The organism is Pseudomonas nunensis (genome assembly GCF_024296925.1).
GTDB lineage: Bacteria > Pseudomonadota > Gammaproteobacteria > Pseudomonadales > Pseudomonadaceae > Aquipseudomonas > Aquipseudomonas nunensis.
The window spans coordinates 3,088,201-3,108,103 of record NZ_CP101125.1; the positions used below are offsets into that span (position 1 = coordinate 3,088,201).

The following is a 19,903-nucleotide window of genomic DNA, read 5'->3' on the forward strand; positions in this document are numbered from 1 at the left end:
CTTTCAGCGTCCCGCCGTAGCCGGTAGTACCAGCTCGGGATGACGTGCCAGGGCTTGCGATGTCAGTTGCCGGAACAACGTCGAGCGTTCATTCGTGTAATTGGTGACGATGCCGTCCATGCTCTGGGTGAACTGCTCTCGGGTGTAATGCAATTGGCCGTCAAGCTGAGCGAAGGCGAGCGCGCTGCGAATGGTCAGTTCGTCGAATTGCTCGCGATGGGTGCTTTCCAGGTATTCGGTCCAGAACTCCTGAGCCGAGATCCAGTCGAGCAATTGCGTCGTGTGCTCTGCCGCCACCACCTTGGTGTAAGCCCAATCAAGAGTGGGCGGAATCACATCGACACTCAGGCGATTATTCAGCTCTCGCGGCTGGGCGGGCAGGTTCAGGCGTTCGGCCAGGCCAACGCGGAACGCCAGGCTGACTTCCATGGCCTGTTCGCCCGTCAGCGGACCGGTACGTCGGCGCGAAAGGATGTTATTGAGGGCCAGTCGCTCGACTTCCTGCAACCGGAACAAGCCACGCAGCAACAGGGCCAGTTGACCTTCCAGAGCGTCGATCCCGGTTCTGGCGGCGGTCATGGCCCGGTAGCACAGCACCCGCACATGCAGGTCGCTGAACAACAGCGAAATCCCGTCGGCGCTGCTGCGACCGGTGCTGGCCATGCGAAACAGCGCGCGCCGCAAGGCGTCGTCTTCGGCAGCCGCTGCTACCACGTCCCACACCCGCTGGCGCAACGAGCGGTAGACGATCCGGAAATCAGCGGTATAGCGCAATTGCGTCAAGAGCGAAAAAAACGGCGTGCCGTCCGGATACGCCAACAACGAGGTCCACAGAATGCGTTTTTGCACGGCCTCCTGCGCATTGACGCCGGTCAGCCAGGTCGCGCTCATGCTCATGTCCGCCACGGCGCCAACCAATCCCGACCATTGCCCTGACAGCACCATTCCAAGACCGATTTCCGTGGTGAGTTGATAGGCCGCAAGCCGCCGTTTTGTCTCGGCAGTCAACGGATTACCGCCAATATCGGTGCCTTTGTTCAAGCGGCCGGAAGCCGCAAACACATCTTCCGGGATCTGGCTGATACGGTTGTTGCGCAGGTCCAGCACTTGCAATTCGGCCAGCCCGGTGGCGCCTGCGGGCCACTGAGTGATCCCCGTATTGCTTAACTCAAGGCGCTGAAGCCGGGTCAACCGAGCGACATTGGGGATCAGGCTCAAGGTCGGGTTATTGTTCAGGTTCAGGGTCTTGAGGTGGGTCAAACCAGCCAGTACATCGACCGTAGCGCTGGTCAGCCGAATCTGGTTTTCACTCAGGTTGAGGGTTTCCAGGCGCGGCATCTCGCCGATAGCCAAGGCCACCCTTGTCAGACCGTTGCCGACCAAAGACAGGTGGCGCAGTTGTTTGAAGTTATACAAAAAGCTGTTCATTCCGGCGCCGGCACCGATTCGGTCCATGACCAGCGAGCCGACATGGCTGAAGTCGCCGGTAATGATCGGCAATTCCCCCACATGCAACGGCGGTAGCGACAGCTCATACAGTCGACCGTCAAGGGTGAGTCGGCTGGTAGTCTCTTTGCGCCAGCAACGGATGATTTCCCGGGCGACCCTGGATTTGGCCAGTACCGACACTTTGATCCGTGGCTCATCTGCCAACTGGTACCAGCTATCGCGACCGATCCAGCCCTGCAGCACCTCGACGATCTTCAGGTATTCGAGCCTGAGGTGTTCCAGCTGCCTGGCTGCCAGTACTTCAACGGGGCCCAACCCTGTCAGAAACAGATCGATCTGTTCCGGCGACTGCGAGGGGTACAGCTCTTTCGCGCGATGGATCAATGCGGGAGACTTGGCGGCCGACGTCAGGGGTTCAGAGAGATGCTTACTGGAACCGGTGCCCAATAACGGATCGGCCAGGCGCATGGGTGACACGTAGCCCTGGCGGCGAAACGCGATGCCCAGGACTTGACCGGCCGTCCCGTGGCGCTGCAGTGCCAGCGCGGTGATCTTTTCCCGCAGCACCAACGCCCCTGTGTCCCCGTCCACGCCCACGCCCAATGCCTGGCGACGAAGTGGTGTCAATCCATCCCACAAGGCCTGGAAGTAATGCTCGCGGGTTCGTCCCAACAGGTAGCTGCGGATGTCGTAGTTCTCATCAAACACTTGATAGCGATCCGGATGAGCGCTGATCAGTAATTTTTGCGTGGAATCTTCGGCGCCCAAACTGGCAAATTCTTCGGTGTAGAACGAGTACTCCAACAGTTGAAGATAAATATCGCCTTTCCAGCCTGGAAGATTCTTCATGGTATTGAACACCAAGCGATCAGTATCGATGCCACCGCTCGCGTTCAGGTACAGCCCCTCGTAGGCTCGGCTGATGCGCACCACTTGTTGGAAGCGTCGGGCTTCCTCGGCCAGGCGCAAAGGGACTTTGCCGTCATCCAGTTCGGCCCATTCGCTGTCCTCGGCGTAATGCACCAACTCATCGAGCACGCTGATCGGCAAGTCGGTAAATTGATTGCGCAAGGGACTGGTACGGCTCTCCTGTACAGGCACACCACGCCGGTAGATCCAGGCAAACAGCTCCTGCCGCTTGCGATCAGCCTGCTCGGCCAGCACTTTCACCAAGGCCTCGCTCTGTTCGGCGGGCGCCTTGGATGCCGAGTCCAGCAGGCTCTGCTTTTGAGAGTCGCTCAAGCCCGCCAGCAGGGGCGCATAGAACGTCCCGCCCTTAACCTGCGCCTGGGTCAGGCTGACGGTTTTTGTCGTTGTCTTGGCGTCTTCGTGAGCGTATGCCTGCACGGTCCGACCTTCGACATCGACCACCTTGAGCCCTGTCTGCGCGGGCCACTTCTTCAGGGTCATCAACAGCCGCAGCTGTAGATCGGCATCGGCCAGGGGTTCGGCGGTTGCGCCCTGCAATTGCTCGATAAACAGACTCACGGATTGATCGGTACCAAAGCGGCGAACGGTATCGACCAACAGCGCCGGCGGGTTCATGCGGTCAATCAGCGCCCGGCGCAAAATCCGCTCATCGACGGCACTGACCGACAGAATCTGCTCGGCCCTGGCGTCTGGAATATCCTCCTCCGAGTAGCCCATTCGCCGAAACAGCTTCAGTCGATCCCACTCTTGTGGCAGTTCGGAATCGTGGCGCCAGGCCCCGGCGTCGTTGGTTTCAAGTTGCGGATAATAGGTTTCCCGGATCGCCGGCCTCTGCACCTCCCACAAGCCACTGTCCGCCTGTTGGCGAACGGCGTAGACATGTTTGTCTACGGCCAGGTAGGCCTGATCGTCGATCCAGCGCAGCCCCTTTTCATCGGGCTCAAGCCAGGCCGGCAACGTCATATCCTGTCGGTAAGGCACCAGGCTCGGCTTCCACAGACGCTCCTCGTCACCGGATAACCTGACCCGGCGCAAGCTTTCGACAAAGCTCGAGCCCCTGACTTTCAGGAAGGTAGCTTTCGCCGCCGCCCCGCCTGCGACCAGTGCCGCCATGACGATGAGGTTTTCCAAGGTGTCGAAGAAGTAATCCGTGGCCTGTTCCTGCTCCCCGGCGGCCCAGCTCTCGACGCCGTGGTAAACCCCAAGCAACAGTTGGACCGCAGCTACCGCCATCAATACCTCGCCCACCACCGGAATGAAGGAAGCGGCGAACAACGCAATATCGAGTCCCAACTCCTTGTAACCTTCCAGCCGTGCAATGCGGCTTTTTTCGTCCTCATCGCCGGTCGGCACTACCAACTGCCGTGCATCTGCCATCACCCTGACTACGCGCTGGCGGTAAAGCTCGGTGAAAAAATCGCTTTCCGTCTCGATAGCCATCACGGGAATGAACGCCGTGTGGGTTGGCAGCATCCAGCCTGTGTTGGTCCCAAACAAACGCTGCTTGAGCATGTACTGAAATCCCGCCAGATCCACCAGAGTGACCATCCCCGTGATGTAGGACTGGAACGCCTCGGTGCGCAATCGATCGCTCAGGCCCAGCTCAAATCGCCTGTAGGTCGGATACTCCTTCAATGGCTGTATTGGATCGCCAGGTAAATACAGCACGCACGGATTATCGAAATAAGCCCCGTTACTGACCGCGACTATCAGCATCGCGCCGTGCAACGAATACTCCTGCAGCTCCAGACGCTTGAAGGCGATGGTGTGAGTGTCGAGCTTGATCGACGCCTGGTTTTCCACAAGCTCTCCGAGCATCTGAAAAACCTTCTCGCCAATGTGTTTCTGCATGAGTGCCGTGTGCCGATCAACGTCGAGTTGTCGCCGGGCGTGAGCCGAACATTTATTTCGGACCTCGCCGGTGCTGACGTAGGGCTGGAAAACACTGTCGAGGTGCGTCTGGTATTGCTTGCCCAGGTCCAGTTGGCGGCACAGCTGCGCAAACTCATGGGGCTGGATATCCAGCACATTGTTGGCTATTCCGTTGATACGCTTCGGCTGATAGATCAGCGATTTCTCATGATAGTTACTGGCAAGCGTTTCACTCTCCTCGAAGTTCTCACACGCGGCGACCAACACATCCCTGTCGATAGGCAACACGAGTTTCTTATTAAGCCCCAGAAAACTTGAAGTGGAGCGAATATGCTGAAAAACAATGCCGTTTATATCCAGGGGCGCGCCGAACTTATCGGACATGGCCTTGGCCAATAAGGGAGCACAGAATTTTTCCATGTTTTTCAACCCGGCCATAACCTTGATGACTTCGGCACGGGAGTGATGACTGGCAACAAGGGCTGCGTGCAGGGCTTTGCGCCTTTGCGGGGAGGTTTCCAGCAGCCATGCCGGGAGATTTTCACGCTTGAAGAAATCGAAGAAAACGCCTTGCTCTTCGGGCGTCATATCCTGGGGTGTTGTAGTAACTGGCGTTGAAGACATAGTCAGCGATCCTTGCGACTCATAAGAATCACCAGTCTATCGCTCGGCATTTCAATAAAAAGCGCTAATAACCGATAGGAACTTGCACAAACAAATCAACAACTCGAATTTAAACAATACATATATACCACCTGCCAACTTCATATTTATGTCGTTAAACAATCACCCACAAAAAAGCCCGGCCACCGAAGTGGCCGGGCTCATGTAGGTATTACCAGAAACGTTGTTGGGTCAAACGACTCCACCAGCTCAGCAGCACGCGGTCGATGGAACCGCTGGCGGCCAGGCCGACGCGCTCCTGCAGGCTTTTGCGTTCGGCGTAGTGCAGGTGGTACAGCTCGGCGCCCTTGGCGCGCTCGGAGAGGTATTCGTCACTGGTCTTCAGTTCGTCTACCAGTTGCTTGTCCAGCGCCGCCACACCGAGCCAGACTTCGCCGGTGGCCACTTCATTGATAGCCAGTTGCGGGCGATAGCGGGCGACGAAGTTCTTGAACAGCGCGTGGGTGATGTCCAGGTCTTCCTGGAATTTTTCGCGGCCCTTCTCGGTGTTTTCGCCAAACACGGTCAGGGTGCGCTTGTACTCACCAGCGGTCAGCACTTCAAAGTCGATATCGTGCTTTTTCAGCAGTCGGTTGACGTTCGGCAGTTGCGCTACCACGCCGATCGAACCGAGGATCGCAAATGGCGCGCTGATAATCTTCTCGCCGATGCACGCCATCATGTAGCCGCCGCTGGCGGCAACCTTGTCGATGCACACGGTCAGCGGCACACCGGCGTCGCGGATGCGCGCCAGTTGCGACGAGGCCAAACCATAGCTGTGAACCATGCCACCGCCGCTTTCCAGGCGCAGGACGACTTCATCCTTGGGCGTGGCGAGGGTCAGCAGTGCAGTGATCTCGTGGCGCAGGCTTTCAGTGGCCGACGCCTTGATGTCGCCGTCGAAATCCAGCACGAATACCCGGGCCTTGGCTTCGGGTTTCTTCTTCTGTTTCTTCTCGGTTTTGGACTGGGACTTGCGTAGCGCCTTGAGCTGATCCTTGTCGAGCAGGGATTGCTCCAGGCGTTCGCGCAGCCCTTTGTAGAAATCATTGAGTTTGCTGACCTGCAACTGACCGGCCGACTTGCGCCGACCTTTGCTGCGCAATGCCGCGAAACTGGCCAGGACCACCAGAATGGCGATCACCAGTGTCACGGTCTTGGCCAGAAAACTGGCGTACTCGGCAAAAAACTCCACACAGGACTCCTCTAATACTGATGCGCTGCTGAAACACTCGCGCGCGATGGCTCCAGCATACCCATGCCCCGCCTTTGGGGCCAGCCATGAAACCTCTGGAAACAGGCCTGTAACGAGCATTTCAAACAAGCGTATGTTTTTTCATTGACAGCTCACGGTCATCCTCATAACCTCGCCAAACCTTCAACGTACCGGGACGACGCGGACGTGGGCAGCATCTACTTGATTCGACATGGCCAGGCCTCCTTTGGTGCAGACGACTATGACGTCCTGTCGCCGACCGGTGTACGCCAGGCAGAAATCCTCGGTCAGCACCTGGCCGGGCTGGGTGTCAGCTTCGATCGCTGCCTGTCGGGGGACTTGCGCCGCCAGCAACATACGGCCAACTGCGCGCTGGAACAGTACGCGGCCGTGGGCCTGCCGGTGCCAACCCTGGAAATCGATTCCGCCTTCAACGAATTCGACGCCGACGCGGTGATCCGCGCCCTGCTCCCGGCCATGCTGGAAGACGAACCCGAAGCCCTCGATATCCTGCGCAACGCCGCGCAAAACCGCGCCGAGTTCCAGCGCATCTTCGCCCTGATCATTGAGCGCTGGCTGGCCGGCACCTACGACACGCCGGGGCTGGAAAGCTGGCTGGGCTTTGTCGAACGTGTGCAGGCCGGTCTGCATCGCATTCTGGAGCAGGCCGACAACACCCAGAAAATCGCCGTGTTCACTTCCGGCGGCACCATCACCGCTCTGCTCCACCTCATTACGCAAATGCCTGCGCGGCAGGCCTTTGAACTCAACTGGCAAATCGTCAACACCTCGCTCAACCAACTGAAGTTTCGTGGTCGCGAGGTGGCTCTGGCTTCCTTCAACAGTCATGCACACCTGCAACTGCTGAAGGCCCCGGAACTCATCACGTTTCGCTGAGTCCGGACTATTGTGACCCTGGCTGTAATTCCCCAGCTCTAATTAACCAAGAAAGGATCGAACCATGACCTCCGTAGCTGATGCCGTACAAGCAATGAAAGCCAAGTTCAACCCAGCCGCTGCTGCCGGTCTGGACCTGGTATTCGGTTTCCGCATCGACGACACCAAGAACTTCTCGCTGATCGTCAAAGACAGCACCTGCGAGCTCAAAGAAGGCGAGAACCCGGACGCCCAGGTCACTCTGGTGATGGACGGCGAAACCCTGGAAGGCATCGTCGACGGTTCGACCGACGGTATGCAGGCGTTCATGGGCGGCAAACTGCGCGCTGAAGGCGACATGATGCTGGCGATGAAACTGTCCGAGCTGTTCCCTTCGTAAGATGACGGCTCCCTGCTTCGGGGAGCCTCTCTGGCTGCACACGAATCCCGTCTCTATGGCGGGATTTGTCGTTTGTGGGCTCAACGCGTGCCGGCGTCGTCCATTTCTTCGAAGATTTTGGTGTGCTCTTCTTCCAGCGCATCGACGCTGTTGACCTCGGTCACATCACCGTCATAACGCAGTTCACCTTCGTCGCCTTCGAGCCTGAGGCTGATGACAAACCTGCGATAACTCACTTGCAGATACAGGTTGTAAAGATCCGCCGGCTTATCCGGGGCCAGGAAAACGCTGGATTCGTAACGTACACGTCGAGTCAGCACCGGCCATGTATCCCAGATCTGCTGAGTATTCACTTCAGGCTGAACATCTTTCAGCGCCTCAAGGGTTTCCTGGACCAGGAATACGTTGTCCTTGGCCTTGAAAACAAACGGCTCGCGGCGCGTCATGATGTACGGATTGATCCCGCCGTCGAGCTCTTGCGGCACGTACATGCCACTTCGAAACCATTTCGTCGCATCAAACCTCGGCCCGACAGGGCCTGCCTCGCGAGACGTCATCATCACCTGGTCAGGAAGGCTGCTGCTCTGCCCGGCGTAGAGGTAAGTCCCGCCCAGACCGACGGCAATCAGTGCCGCGATCAAAATACCTTTCGGCTTACTGAGTCTAATCATCGTCTACATCCTTGTTTGGGCGGGCGGGGAATCTAACCGATCTACCCTTGAGTTAAAACAGGCCGGCCATGGATTTGGCGTCTATATTCCTTCTGGCCGCATGCGTCAGACATCGGCTGTTCAATCCCTGTTTTTTTATGAAGAACTGAGCGGAGAAGACTGCCATGAGCCCACCTGACGAGCACGACGGATTCAACCGCCGCCGTGTACTGCAAGGCCTTTCGGCAGGCGCCGTCGGTGCCTGGGTCAGCCCACTTTTCGCAGGGAGTAAAACCATGCCTGATGCCCCGGCCGATCTGATTTTGTACAACGGACGCTTGCACACCGTTGACCGCAAGAAGCCCCAGGCCAGCGCCGTGGCGATCAAGGACGGACGCTTCGTGGTGGTGGGCAGCGACGCCCAGGCCATGGCCCTGCAAGGCCCCGGTACGCAGATCATCGACCTGCATGGGCGCACGGTGATCCCTGGCCTTAACGACTCGCACCTGCACCTGATTCGCGGCGGCCTGAATTACAACCTCGAACTGCGCTGGGAAGGCGTGCCGTCACTGGTCGATGCTTTGCGCATGCTCAAGGACCAGGCGGACCGCACACCCACGCCGCAATGGGTGCGGGTGGTCGGGGGCTGGAATGAATTCCAGTTCGCCGAAAAACGCCTGCCGACGATTGAAGAACTGAACAAGGCAGCGCCGGATACGCCGGTGTTCGTGCTGCACCTCTACGATCGCGCCCTGCTCAACCGCGCGGCGCTGAAAGTGGTCGGCTACACCCGCGACACACCGAACCCACCGGGTGGCGAGATCGTTCGTGACGCGAATGGTGACCCGACCGGCATGCTGATCGCGCGCCCGAACGCGATGATCCTCTACTCGACGCTGGCCAAGGGACCGAAGCTGCCGCTGGAATATCAGGTCAACTCGACCCGCCAGTTCATGCGCGAACTCAATCGACTCGGCCTGACCAGTGCTATCGATGCCGGTGGCGGCTATCAGAACTACCCGGACGACTATCAAGTCATTCAGCAACTGGCCAAAGACCAGCAACTCACGGTGCGCATCGCCTACAACCTGTTCACCCAGAAACCCAAGGAAGAGCTGACCGACTTCAAGAACTGGACCAGTACCTCGCACTACGGTCAGGGCGACGACTTCCTGCGGCACAACGGTGCCGGGGAAATGCTGGTGTTCTCGGCGGCAGATTTCGAAGACTTCCTCGAACCGCGCCCCGACTTGCCTCAGACCATGGAGCAGGAGCTGGAACCGGTGGTCCGCCACCTCGTCGAGCAGCGCTGGCCGTTCCGCCTGCACGCCACGTACAACGAATCCATCAGCCGCATGCTCGACGTGTTCGAGAAGGTCAACCGCGACATTCCCTTCAATGGCTTGCCATGGTTTTTCGATCATGCCGAAACCATCACTCCGCAGAACATCGAACGGGTCAAAGCCTTGGGCGGCGGCATTGCGATTCAGGATCGCATGGCGTTCCAGGGTGAATACTTCGTCGACCGCTACGGCGCCAAAGCCGCCGAACACACACCGCCCATCGCGCGCATGCTGGCAGAAGGCATTCCGGTCGGCGCCGGCACCGACGCCACGCGCGTGTCCAGCTACAACCCATGGACCTCGATGTACTGGCTGGTCAGCGGTCGCACCGTCGGTGGTATGGAGTTGTACCCGCAAGGCCTCAGCCGCGACACCGCGCTGGAATTGTTCACCCATGGCAGCGCCTGGTTCTCCTCCGAGCAAGGCAAGAAAGGCCAGATCAAGGTCGGGCAACTGGCGGATTTGATTGCGCTGTCGGCGGACTACTTTCACATCGACGACGAAGCGATCAAGTGGATCGAATCGGTGCTGACCATCGTCGATGGCAAGATCGTCTACGGCAACGCCGAGTTTGAAAAACTCTCACCGCCGCCAATTCCGGTCGTGCCCGAGTGGTCACCGGTGACCAAGGTGCCGGGACACTGGCAACCGTTGGCGCCGCTGACGGCGCAGGTTCACCAGTGTGTCGGCGCGTGTGCGGTGCATGCCCACAGCCACCAGCGGGCGCGGATGTCGTCGGCGCCGATCAGTGACTTCCAAGGGTTCTGGGGCGCGTTTGGCTGTTCCTGTTTCGCGTTCTAACCAACACAGACAATCCCCCCTGTGGGAGCGGGCTTACTCGCGAAAGCGGTGTATCAGTCGACATTGACGTTGACTGACACGACGCCTTCGCGAGCAAGCCCGCTCCCACATTGATCCCGCATTGATCTGTAAATGCTTGATCCCCGTCAGTAGCCCACCTTCGCGCAATCACTACCATCGCGCTTCCATCGAAAGCCAGGGACGGCTCATTGGGAGCCGCGGCTGCACATGCTCAAGGAAGAGGCACTCATGCGTTCACTCAAGATCATTCTGCTGTCATCCGCCTTCAACGGCCTGACCCAACGGGCCTGGCTGGAATTGCGCGAGGCCGGGCACTCACCCAGCGTGGTGTTGTTTACCGACGCAGACGCGGTGCTTCAACAAATCGAATACTGCGGCGCCGATCTGGTGATCTGCCCGTTCCTCAAGGACCGGGTGCCGCAACAGCTGTGGAGCAACACCCGGCGCCCGGTGGTGATCATCCATCCGGGCATCGTCGGTGATCGCGGCGCCAGCGCGCTGGACTGGGCGATCACCCATGAACGGGAGCGTTGGGGCGTCACCGCGTTGCAAGCGGTGGAGGAAATGGACGCCGGGCCGGTCTGGGCCACGTGCGAGTTCAACCTGCCGCAAGGCCTGCGCAAATCCGAGCTGTACAACGGGCGGGTCAGCGACGCGGCGATTCGTTGCATCCGCGAAGTCGTGGAAAAATTCGTCGCCGGTTTCGTGCCGGTGCCGGTGGATTACAGCCAGCATCAAGTGTTAGGCCGCTTGCAGCCGAACATGAAACAGGCCGACCGCACCTTCAGTTGGCACGACTGCTCACGCTTTATCAAACGCAGCATCGACGCGGCCGACGGTCAGCCCGGTGTGTTGGCCAGCCTGGCGGGCGGTCAGTACTACGTGTATGACGCTCATCTGGACGCACGCAGCGGCACGCCGGGAGAAATTCTGGCAGTGCATGACGATGCGGTGCTGGTGGCAACCGGTGATCACAGCGTGTGGATCGGATCGTTGCGGCGCAAACCGTTGCCCGGCGAAGAGACTTTCAAGCGCCCGGCCCGGCATGTACTCGCGCAGCAGTTGCGCGAAGTGCCAACCCTGGATTGGTCAATCGCCTCAAACCCGTTCAACACCGAAGCCTATCAACCGATCCGTTATCGCGAATCCGGGCAAGTCGGCGAGTTGACCTTCGAGTTCTACAACGGCGCCATGAGTACCGAGCAATGCCAGCGGTTGGTAGACGCACTGCGCTGGGCCAAGGCGCGGGACACCAAGGCGCTGCTGATCAAGGGCGGACGCGGCAGCTTTTCGAATGGCGTGCACCTGAATGTGATTCAGGCCGCCGAAGTGCCGGGACTGGAAGCCTGGGCGAATATTCAGGCGATCGATGATGTCTGCGAGGAACTGCTCACCGCCCGACAATTGGTGATCAGCGGAGTGACCGGCAGTGCCGGGGCCGGCGGTGTGATGCTGGCGCTGGCCGCCGACATCGTCTTCGCCCGCGCCGAAATCGTGCTCAATCCGCACTACAAAACCATGGGCCTGTACGGCTCCGAATACTGGACCTACAGCCTGCCTCGCGCCGTGGGCCAGGCCATGGCGGAGAAACTCACGGAAGACTGCCTGCCGGTCAGCGCGACCCAGGCGTTGCAACTGGGCATGGTCCAGGAGATTGGTCCGCGTTGCCCGGATGAGTTTGGCTTGTGGTTGTTGCAACGGGCCAACGGCGCGTTGAGTGATCCGGCGTATGCGGCGATTCGCGAGCGCAAGGGGCGTAGCGATACGCAGTTGATGCAGCATTGCCGGAATGCTGAGCTGGAGGAGATGCACCTGGACATGGTGCAGAACCGTAAGCAATTTGCCGAGAAGTGCCGCAACTTTGTGCTGAAGCGCAAGGCGTGCGGGACGCCGCAGCGGTTGGTGGCGGAGTGGGCCAGGGCAATTGAGTTAGCCGGTTGATTTTTCGGCGTCTGTGATGGCCTCTTCGCGAGCAAGCCCGCTCCCACAGGGGATTTGTATTCACCGCAAATTCAATGTGGGAGCGGGCTTGCTCGCGAAGAACGATAACTCGGTCTCAAGGCTGCAACAAAAGCGCCACTAAAGCCGTCCACCCAGTCTGATGGCTGGCCCCCAACCCGCGCCCGGTCTCGCCATGAAAGTACTCATGGAACAGCACCAGATCGCGACTCGCCGGGTCAGCCTGCAACTGCGCATAGCCAGCCATCGACGGCCGATTACCCTCTTCATCCCGCAGAAACAGCTTGGTCAGGCGCTGGCTCAAGCTGTCCGCGACCTCTTCCAGCGACGCCAGAAAACCCGAGCCCGTCGGGTACTCCACCGAGAAGTTCTGATCGTAGTACCGGTGAAACTCGCGCAAGGATTCGATCAGCATGTAGTTGATCGGCATCCACACCGACCCGCGCCAGTTGGAGTTGCCGCCGTACAGCCGCGACTCGGATTCCGCCGGTTCGTAATGGGCGCACAGGCTGTCGCCGTTGATGCGGATGCCGAAAGGCTGTTCAGCGAAGGCCTTGGACAAGGAACGGATGCCGAACGGCGAGAGAAATTCACCCTCGTCGAGCATGCGCTTGAGCAGGTCCTTGGTGCGTTCGCCCCGAAGCAACGCCAGCAACATGCGATTGCCTTCACCGGGCTCGGTCCAGCGCGACACCAGGCTGGCCAGGTCCGGGCGATGGCGCATAAACCCGAGCAATCGCTCGCGCAAACCAGGCAGGCCTTCGTGTTCGTGCTGCTCCAGAACCTGCACCGCAAACAGCGGCATCAGGCCGACAATCGAGCGCAAACGCAGCGGCTCGTTAACCCCATCGGGACGGTGCAACACGTCATAGAAAAACTGATCCTGCTCGTCCCACAAGCCTTCGGCGTCAGAGTCGATTTTATTGATCGCCCCGGCGATGTAGAGGAAGTGTTCGAAGAACTTCACCGCGATGTCGACGTACACGCTGTTGCGCTTGGCCAGCTCCAGGGCGATGCGCATCAGGTCCAGCGCATAGGCGGCAACCCACGCCGTGCCGTCGGCCTGATCGAGTTGATAACCGGGCGGTAAAGTCGCCGAGCGGTCGAACAGCGCAATATTGTCCAGCCCGAGAAAACCGCCCTGGAACAGGTTGCGACCCTCGGCGTCCTTGCGATTGACCCACCAGGAAAAATTCAGAAGCAACTTGTGGAAGATCCGTTCAAGGAAGTCCATGTCCCCTGCCCCGGTCAACGCCTTGTCTTGCTGATACACCCGCCAACAGGCCCAGGCATGCACCGGCGGGTTGGCGTCGTCGAAGCGCCATTCGTAGGCCGGCAATTGGCCGTTGGGGTGCATGAAGCGGTCTTTGACCAGCAGCAATAATTGATGCTTGGCGAAGCCCGGATCGATCAGCGCAAACGCCACCGCTTGAAAGCCCAGATCCCACGACGCATACCACGGGTATTCCCAAGTGTCGGGCATCGAAACGATGTCGAAATTCGACAGGTGTCGCCAGTGCGTATTGCGAATATGCATGCGCTCGGGTGGTGGCGCGGGTTGTGCCGGATCGCCGTCGAGCCATTGGTTGACGTCGAAATAGTAGAGCTGTTTCGACCAGAGCAACCCGGCCAGGGCCTGGCGCTGCACATTCCGTGCATCGGCGTCTTTGATCTCGGTTTGCAGCGCGGCGTAGAAGCCATCGGCTTCGGCCCGGCGTTGCTCGAACAAGGTTCGGGCGTTGATTTGCGGGGAGCCCTGCGGGGCAAAGCGCAGGAACACGCTGCGGGTCTGGCCGGGGTCGAAGGTCAGCACGAAATGCGCGGCGACCTTGGTTCCGCTGTCATGCCGCACCGCGTCGGTAACGCCATCGACAATAAAATCGTTGATCCCGTCCTTGAACGGCCCCTGCGCAGGCACACCGTCGAGCTTGGGGAAGTTGCTCTGGTTTTCGCAGAACAGCCACTCGCAATCGGCCTCGCCCCAGGCAGTGGCTTGTCGGTCGGCCAGCAGCGGATGACGAGCCAGGACCTGATGGCCGTCGAGGCTCAGGCTCGGTTTTTCGCCATCGGCGATCCAGCTCCAGGTGTTGCGCGCCCACAGGTGCGGCAAAACGTGCAGGCGCGCGGGTTGATCGGCGCGGTTGTGCACGGTGACGCGCATGAAGATGTCGTCAGCGGTGTGCTTGGCGTATTCCACGGTCACGTCGAAATAGCGATTGTCGTCGAACACCCCGGTGTCGAGGATTTCGTATTCGGTCTCCGCCAGGCCACGGCGGGCGTTTTCGCGGACCAAATCGGTGTAAGGGAATTCGGCCTGCGGGTATTTGTAGAGCATGCGCATGTAGGCATGGCTCGGTACGCCATCGACGTAGAAATACAGTTCCTTGACGTCTTCGCCGTGATTGCCTTCGCTGTTGTTCAGGCCGAACAGGCGCTCTTTGAGAATCGGGTCGCGCTCGTTCCACAAGCCCAGGCCCAGGCACCAGTGCTGGGCCTTGTCGGAGAACCCGGCGAGGCCATCCTCGCCCCAGCGATAAGCACGGCTGCGCGCGTGTTCATGGGGAAAATAGCGCCAGGCATCGCCGTCGCGGCTGTAATCCTCGCGCACCGTGCCCCACTGCCGTTCGCTCAAGTAAGGCCCCCACTCGCGCCAGTCCTGGGCCTCGCTGCCGGCCAGGCGCTGGCCTTCAGGGGTGTCGAGGATGTTCGCTGCGGGTTTTGCCGGCATGGGGTGGTCCGTTGGGGCGGGAGACGGTTGCAGTGTAGTGCGCACGGTCCTGCAAGAATGTGAAAACTCTGACACCTTTGAAGCGACCGCAAATCGCCCGTAGCAGCTGTCGAGCACCGCGAGGCAGCGTTCGGCTGCGAAGCAGTCGTAAAACAACCGACCCGTAGAATCAGACAATTCGAGATAGCCGGATCACGACGGCTTCGCCGCCGAACGCTGCCTCGCGGTGCTCGACAGCTACTACAAAGGCAAGCTTGGAGATAGGCGTAGGCCATGGCTGCTCTTACAATGCGGGCACCTCTCTCTTCGGCCACCCCATGGACATCGACCTCGCCCGCACCTTCCTGGAAATCGTCCGCCACGGCAGCCTCGCCGCCGCCGCGGAAAAACTCCACGTGACCCAGACCGCGATCACCGCCCGGGTGCAGAAACTCGAAAGCCAGCTCGGCAGCACGCTGTTCGTGCGCAACCGTGCCGGTGCGCGCCTGACGCCGAACGGCAAGGCCTTTGTGGTTTACGCCAATCAACTGGTGCAAACCTGGGAAGCCGCCCGCCGCGACCTGCCGTTGCCCGAAGGCTATCGCGACGTGTTGCACATCGGCGGTGAGGTCAGCCTGTGCAACCCGCTGATGCTCAGTTGGGCCGCCGAGCTGAGGGAGAAAATCCCCAGCCACGCCCTGCGCATGGAAATACGCGACGGCGAAAACCTGCTGCGCCAACTGGAACTGGGGGTGCTCGACGCGGCGCTGGTCTACCAGCCCGAATACTGGCCGCGCCTGCAAGTCGAGCAGGTGCTGGAAGAAAAACTGATCCTCGTGCGCCTGGCCGGCCAACCCGACCCGTACGTGTACATCGACTGGGGCCCGGACTTCCGCCGCCAGCACGATGCCGCCCTGCCGGAAAAAGCCAAGGCTGCCTTGAGTTTCAACCTCGGGCCACTGGCGTTGCAGTACCTGCTGGAGCATGGCGGCAGCGGTTATTTCCGTACGCGGGTGGTGCAGAGTTACCTGGAAAGCGGCGTGCTCGAAGCCGTGCCCAAAGCCCCGGAATTCAGTTACCCGACCTACCTGGTTTACTCCCGGGATCGGGATTCAGCGACGCTGCAACAGGCGTTCGACCTGCTGCGCGAAGTGATCAAGATCGACGATGACTGGTCCCAGCGCTGGAACCCGCTGAGCTGAGCACATCCAGAAGCGGCTTTTGCACCCGAGCATGGCGTTTGTGCCCTTAAGGTTGGTCGAGCCGGATCGGCGGGATCGGCTAATCTGCTGTGATAACAATAATCACAGGTGATTGCAGTGAGGCAGACCACCCAGGCATTTCGCACCCGTTACCGCGCCGACATTCATCGGCTCTACAATCCATGGCTGCACGGCGCGTTTGTGCTGCTGTTCGGCATCGTTGCCATCGGCGGCTTTTGGCACACGGTGCAGCAAGTCCAGCCGCTGGAATGGCTGGCGGTGCCGCTGACGCTGCTGTTCTTCAACTTCGGCGTGTACGTGGTGCATCGGCATCTCGGGCATCACAAGAAGAGCTTCGCGCGGATGTTTTACGCCCGGCATGCCGGCGACCATCATAGTTTTTTCGCCCCTGGCCACATGACCTACGACAGCGCCCGGGACTGGCGGGTGATTCTGTTCCCGGCGTGGCTGATTGTGTTGCACACGGTAGTGATTACCCTGCCCCTGTGGTGGCTGTTTTCACAGGCCAACGCCAACGTCGCCGGGCTGTTCGGCGGCTGCATGGTTCTGGGCTACCTGACCTATGAAGTGTTCCATGCCTGCGAGCATTTGCCGCCGCGCAACCCGATTACACGGCTGCCGTGGATCCGCCAGATGCGCCACCTGCATGAACTGCATCACCGCCGCGAGCTGATGCAGGAGCGCAACTTCAACATCGTGTTTCCGCTGATGGACTACCTGTTCGGCACCCTCTATTGGGAACCGGAGCAAGCCAACCCGCACCCGACGAGAACGCCCATGACCCGCATGCAACATCAGATCGAGATTGCCGGTAACCCGATTGCCGTGCTCGCCTACGCCAGCACCGTGACCCGTTGGCCGGAGTGGCATCCGTCGTCGCTCAAGGTCGATGGTCAGGGCGGCCCGCTGCATGCAGGGTCGCGGTTTGAGGAGGACATTCGCGCCGGCGGGCGTGACGGGCATTTGAGCTGGGAGGTCGAGGAGTATCTGCCGGGGCGGCGCTGGAGCGCCCAGGCGCGGGGCGATCATGGGTTGTCGCTGGTGGTGACTTACGAGTGCGAGGCCTTCGGCAGCAGCACGCGGTTTGTTCGGACCCTGGATTATCAGTTCCGCGGCTTGGGCATGCGCATCGCCAATCAACTGCTGCTTAAACGGCGCATCGAGCATGAATCGGCAGCGTCGATGCTGGCGCTGCGCGAGATGGCGCAAAAGCACCTGGCCCCCGCAGGAGTGAGCGCGTGAGAGCAGTCTTCAGGGTTCTGTTACTGCTGATCATCGTCTTTGTTGCCTATTTGCTGCTGATGCCGAACAAGGTGCAACCGGTGGCCTGGACACCCCCAGCGGCGCCATCCCTGACCAGCGGCGTGTATGCCGAGAATCAACGGCTCAAGGACGTGGCGCGCATCGGTTCTTCGGACATCGACGGGCCCGAGGCGCTGCTGCTGGAAAACGGTGAGTTGCTCACCGGCCTGCATGACGGCCGGGTGATTCGCAGCAGCCTCGACGGCAGCGTCAGGACCGTGCTGACCGATACGGGTGGCCGGCCTTTGGGGCTGGCGCGGCATCCCAACGGTTTGCTGGTGATCGCTGACGGGGTCAAGGGTTTGCTGTCCCTCGATGCTCAGGGTCGGGTGATTCCATTGACCACGGAGGCGAATGGCGTGCCGTTCGGTTTTACCGATGACGTGGTGATCGACAAGCCCGGGCACTACGCCTACTTCAGCGATGCTTCGAGTCGTTGGGGTTATGGCAAGGATGGCGAGGCGATCATCGAGCACGGCGGCGACGGTCGTTTGCTGCGCTATGACTTCCAGACCGGCAAGACCGCCCTGCTGATGGACAAACTGGAGTTCGCCAACGGCGTGACCCTCGGGCCGGAGGATGCCTATGTGCTGGTCAACGAAACCGGCGCCTATCGCATCAGCCGTTATTGGCTGACCGGGCCGAAAGCCGGGACGCATGATGTGTTCATCGACAACTTGCCGGGGCTGCCGGACAACCTGGCGTTCAATGGCCGCGATCGTTTCTGGGTGGCGCTGTATGCACCGCGCAACAAACTGCTGGATGCCACGGCGCAGCATCCGTTCATACGCAAAATGATCGTGCGGGCGTTGATGATCTTGCCTAAACCCGTGGAGAGACGAGCGTTCGCGCTGGGACTGGATCTGGACGGCAAGGTGATTGCCAATCTCCAGGATGCCGGCAGCGGAAACTACTCGCCGATCACCACCGTGCGCGAGTATGGGGAATGGTTGTACTTTGGATCATTGAAAGAACAGCACATGGTGCGATTACCGCTCACCGAAGCCCTGCACTAAACCCTGTGGGAGCGGGCTTGCTCGCGAAAGCGTCAAGTCAGTCAACGCAAATGTCGACTGATACACCGCTTTCGCGAGCAGGCTCGCTCCCACAGGGGGATCTAGGTGTTTGGGCTATCGGGGTTTGCAGGTTTTACGTCGTCTTCCGGTAGCTCATTGATACCCGGCTTGGTCTTCGGACGCTCGGTAATGTGCTGCGGGCTCAACGGTTCAGGACGCGTCGGAATCGGGTCATACCCGCCCTGCTCTTCGCTTGGAAACTTGGGACTTGTCATGGAAGGCACCTCTCAGCGAGTCATGGGTTGTTGAGACTCTGTACGTTCGAGGTGCCGGTTTATATCGCCGTTCCAATTATTCAGTCACCGGTCGTCGGTGACTCAGGACGACGCCTGGAGTTGTTTGACGATCTTGTCCTTGACCAGCAGTCGCTGTTCCTTGAGCTTTTTCAGGGTGTCGTCGCTGGGCGCATCCGTTTTGGCGGTCTCAGCCTTGACCACCTCGGCGTCCGCTTGCGAATACTTGTTGATCAGTGAATCCAGTAATGGATCCTTGGTGCGTTTTTGCTGGATGACTTCCTTGGAAACTTTCAGGTCCTGATAAAGGTCGTGTGGCACCGGCATGGAACACCTCCGTTTGTTGATCGGCAGCAAACGCGATCAATTGCGTTCACCAACTATCAGAATGGCCTCGGTTACCCGGTTCTGTCGACCTCCTGTCAGACCAGCGGTGTCCGTTCGTCGTCGTTTTGCAATTGCGATCAAACCTTTCGTCGATCGCCGACCTCCACTGAATAACGATCACCTCGATCGCTTATAAAACACGTGTGGAGAATAACCAATGGACGGATTTACCCTGCGCCACCTCGCCCTGGCCGTAGCCTTGAGCACCAGCATGGGCAGCGCTTTCGCCGCCACTTCCAATGACTTTGTCGATAACGCAGCGGCTGGCGGCATCGCAGAGGTCGAAACCAGCAAACTGGCCCTTGAAAAAAGCGCATCGGCAGACATCAAATCCTTCGCCAACATGATGATCACCGACCACACCAAGGCCAACGAAGAGCTGGCAGCCCTGGCGAAAAAGCATGACATCGAGGTGCCGGACAGCACGACGATTGTGAATCAGGCCAAGGCAAAAATCCTTGATCTGCGCGATGAATCCTTCGATGCGGCCTACGCCAACAATCAGGTCAAGGCCCACGAAGACACCATCGCCCTGTTCAAGAAAGAAGCCGACACGGTGACCGACGACAAAAAACCTGGCGCCACCGAGCTGAAAGGCTTTGCGCAGAAAATGCTGCCGGCGCTGCAAAAGCACCTGGAAGCAGCGAAAGAACTGCAGGCGAAGCACCCAAGCAAGTAACTAACACCGCAAAACCCTGTACCCCGCGGTAACCCCTTGTGGGAGCGGGCTTGCTCGCGAAAGCGGTGTATCAGTCGACATTGACGTTGACTGACACGACGCTTTCGCGAGCAAGC

At 59.6% G+C, this 19,903-nt stretch carries 14 protein-coding genes; 8 read left to right on the forward strand and 6 right to left on the reverse strand.

Annotated features, from left to right (window positions below; all coding sequences use genetic code 11):
- Positions 1-3 precede the first annotated feature (3 nt).
- Positions 4-4,875, reverse strand: coding sequence for an NEL-type E3 ubiquitin ligase domain-containing protein (locus NK667_RS13175; protein WP_063869675.1), 4,872 nt, complete (start codon positions 4,873-4,875; stop codon positions 4-6).
- A gap of 211 nt (positions 4,876-5,086) precedes the next feature.
- Positions 5,087-6,109: a protease SohB gene (sohB, locus tag NK667_RS13180; protein ID WP_054615030.1), complete on the reverse strand. Its 1,023-nt coding sequence runs from the start codon at positions 6,107-6,109 to the stop codon at positions 5,087-5,089.
- A gap of 207 nt (positions 6,110-6,316) precedes the next feature.
- Here sohB and NK667_RS13185 point away from each other — a divergent pair, with 207 nt between their 5' ends.
- Both NK667_RS13185 and NK667_RS13190 read left to right on the forward strand, forming a co-directional pair.
- Positions 6,317-7,027, forward strand: a complete 711-nt coding sequence (locus tag NK667_RS13185) for a histidine phosphatase family protein (protein WP_054615031.1) — start codon at positions 6,317-6,319, stop codon at positions 7,025-7,027.
- Positions 7,028-7,091: 64 nt separating this feature from the next.
- Positions 7,092-7,406 carry an SCP2 sterol-binding domain-containing protein gene (locus NK667_RS13190; protein WP_019690779.1) on the forward strand — a complete coding sequence of 105 codons (315 nt, stop codon included), beginning with the start codon at positions 7,092-7,094 and terminating at the stop codon, positions 7,404-7,406.
- A gap of 80 nt (positions 7,407-7,486) precedes the next feature.
- Here the strand turns inward: NK667_RS13190 and NK667_RS13195 are convergent, their stop codons facing one another.
- Positions 7,487-8,077, reverse strand: coding sequence for a hypothetical protein (locus tag NK667_RS13195; RefSeq protein ID WP_054615032.1), 591 nt, complete (start codon positions 8,075-8,077; stop codon positions 7,487-7,489).
- Between the two features lie 275 nt (positions 8,078-8,352).
- On the opposite strand from NK667_RS13195, the gene NK667_RS13200 reads away from it, so the two are divergent.
- Both NK667_RS13200 and NK667_RS13205 read left to right on the forward strand, forming a co-directional pair.
- Complete coding sequence (locus tag NK667_RS13200) at positions 8,353-10,200, forward strand: amidohydrolase (protein ID WP_054616259.1); 1,848 nt, start codon at positions 8,353-8,355, stop codon at positions 10,198-10,200.
- A 249-nt stretch (positions 10,201-10,449) separates the two neighbouring features.
- Positions 10,450-12,162, forward strand: a complete 1,713-nt coding sequence (locus NK667_RS13205) for a hydrogenase maturation protein (RefSeq protein WP_054615033.1) — start codon at positions 10,450-10,452, stop codon at positions 12,160-12,162.
- A gap of 115 nt (positions 12,163-12,277) precedes the next feature.
- Here the strand turns inward: NK667_RS13205 and NK667_RS13210 are convergent, their stop codons facing one another.
- A complete protein-coding gene (locus tag NK667_RS13210; RefSeq protein ID WP_054615034.1) occupies positions 12,278-14,908 on the reverse strand; it encodes an MGH1-like glycoside hydrolase domain-containing protein in 2,631 nt (876 codons plus the stop codon).
- A gap of 317 nt (positions 14,909-15,225) precedes the next feature.
- Between NK667_RS13210 and NK667_RS13215 the strand changes: the two genes are divergently transcribed.
- The 3 genes from NK667_RS13215 (at position 15,226) to NK667_RS13225 (ending at position 18,428) form a co-directional block, all read left to right on the forward strand.
- Positions 15,226-16,089, forward strand: coding sequence for a LysR family transcriptional regulator (locus NK667_RS13215; RefSeq protein WP_054615035.1), 864 nt, complete (start codon positions 15,226-15,228; stop codon positions 16,087-16,089).
- Positions 16,090-16,206: 117 nt separating this feature from the next.
- Positions 16,207-17,352 (forward strand): SRPBCC family protein, encoded by a 1,146-nt coding sequence (locus tag NK667_RS13220; RefSeq protein WP_054615036.1) that lies wholly within the window; start codon positions 16,207-16,209, stop codon positions 17,350-17,352.
- A 59-nt stretch (positions 17,353-17,411) separates the two neighbouring features.
- Positions 17,412-18,428 carry an SMP-30/gluconolactonase/LRE family protein gene (locus tag NK667_RS13225; RefSeq protein WP_054616260.1) on the forward strand — a complete coding sequence of 339 codons (1,017 nt, stop codon included), beginning with the start codon at positions 17,412-17,414 and terminating at the stop codon, positions 18,426-18,428.
- Positions 18,429-18,529: 101 nt separating this feature from the next.
- On the opposite strand, the gene NK667_RS13230 is transcribed toward NK667_RS13225, so the two are convergent.
- Positions 18,530-18,703 carry a hypothetical protein gene (locus NK667_RS13230; protein WP_177331434.1) on the reverse strand — a complete coding sequence of 58 codons (174 nt, stop codon included), beginning with the start codon at positions 18,701-18,703 and terminating at the stop codon, positions 18,530-18,532.
- 102 nt (positions 18,704-18,805) lie between these two features.
- Positions 18,806-19,048 carry a DUF465 domain-containing protein gene (locus tag NK667_RS13235; RefSeq protein ID WP_054055106.1) on the reverse strand — a complete coding sequence of 81 codons (243 nt, stop codon included), beginning with the start codon at positions 19,046-19,048 and terminating at the stop codon, positions 18,806-18,808.
- Positions 19,049-19,265: 217 nt separating this feature from the next.
- Between NK667_RS13235 and NK667_RS13240 the strand changes: the two genes are divergently transcribed.
- Positions 19,266-19,787: a DUF4142 domain-containing protein gene (locus tag NK667_RS13240; RefSeq protein ID WP_054055104.1), complete on the forward strand. Its 522-nt coding sequence runs from the start codon at positions 19,266-19,268 to the stop codon at positions 19,785-19,787.
- Positions 19,788-19,903: the final 116 nt, after the last annotated feature.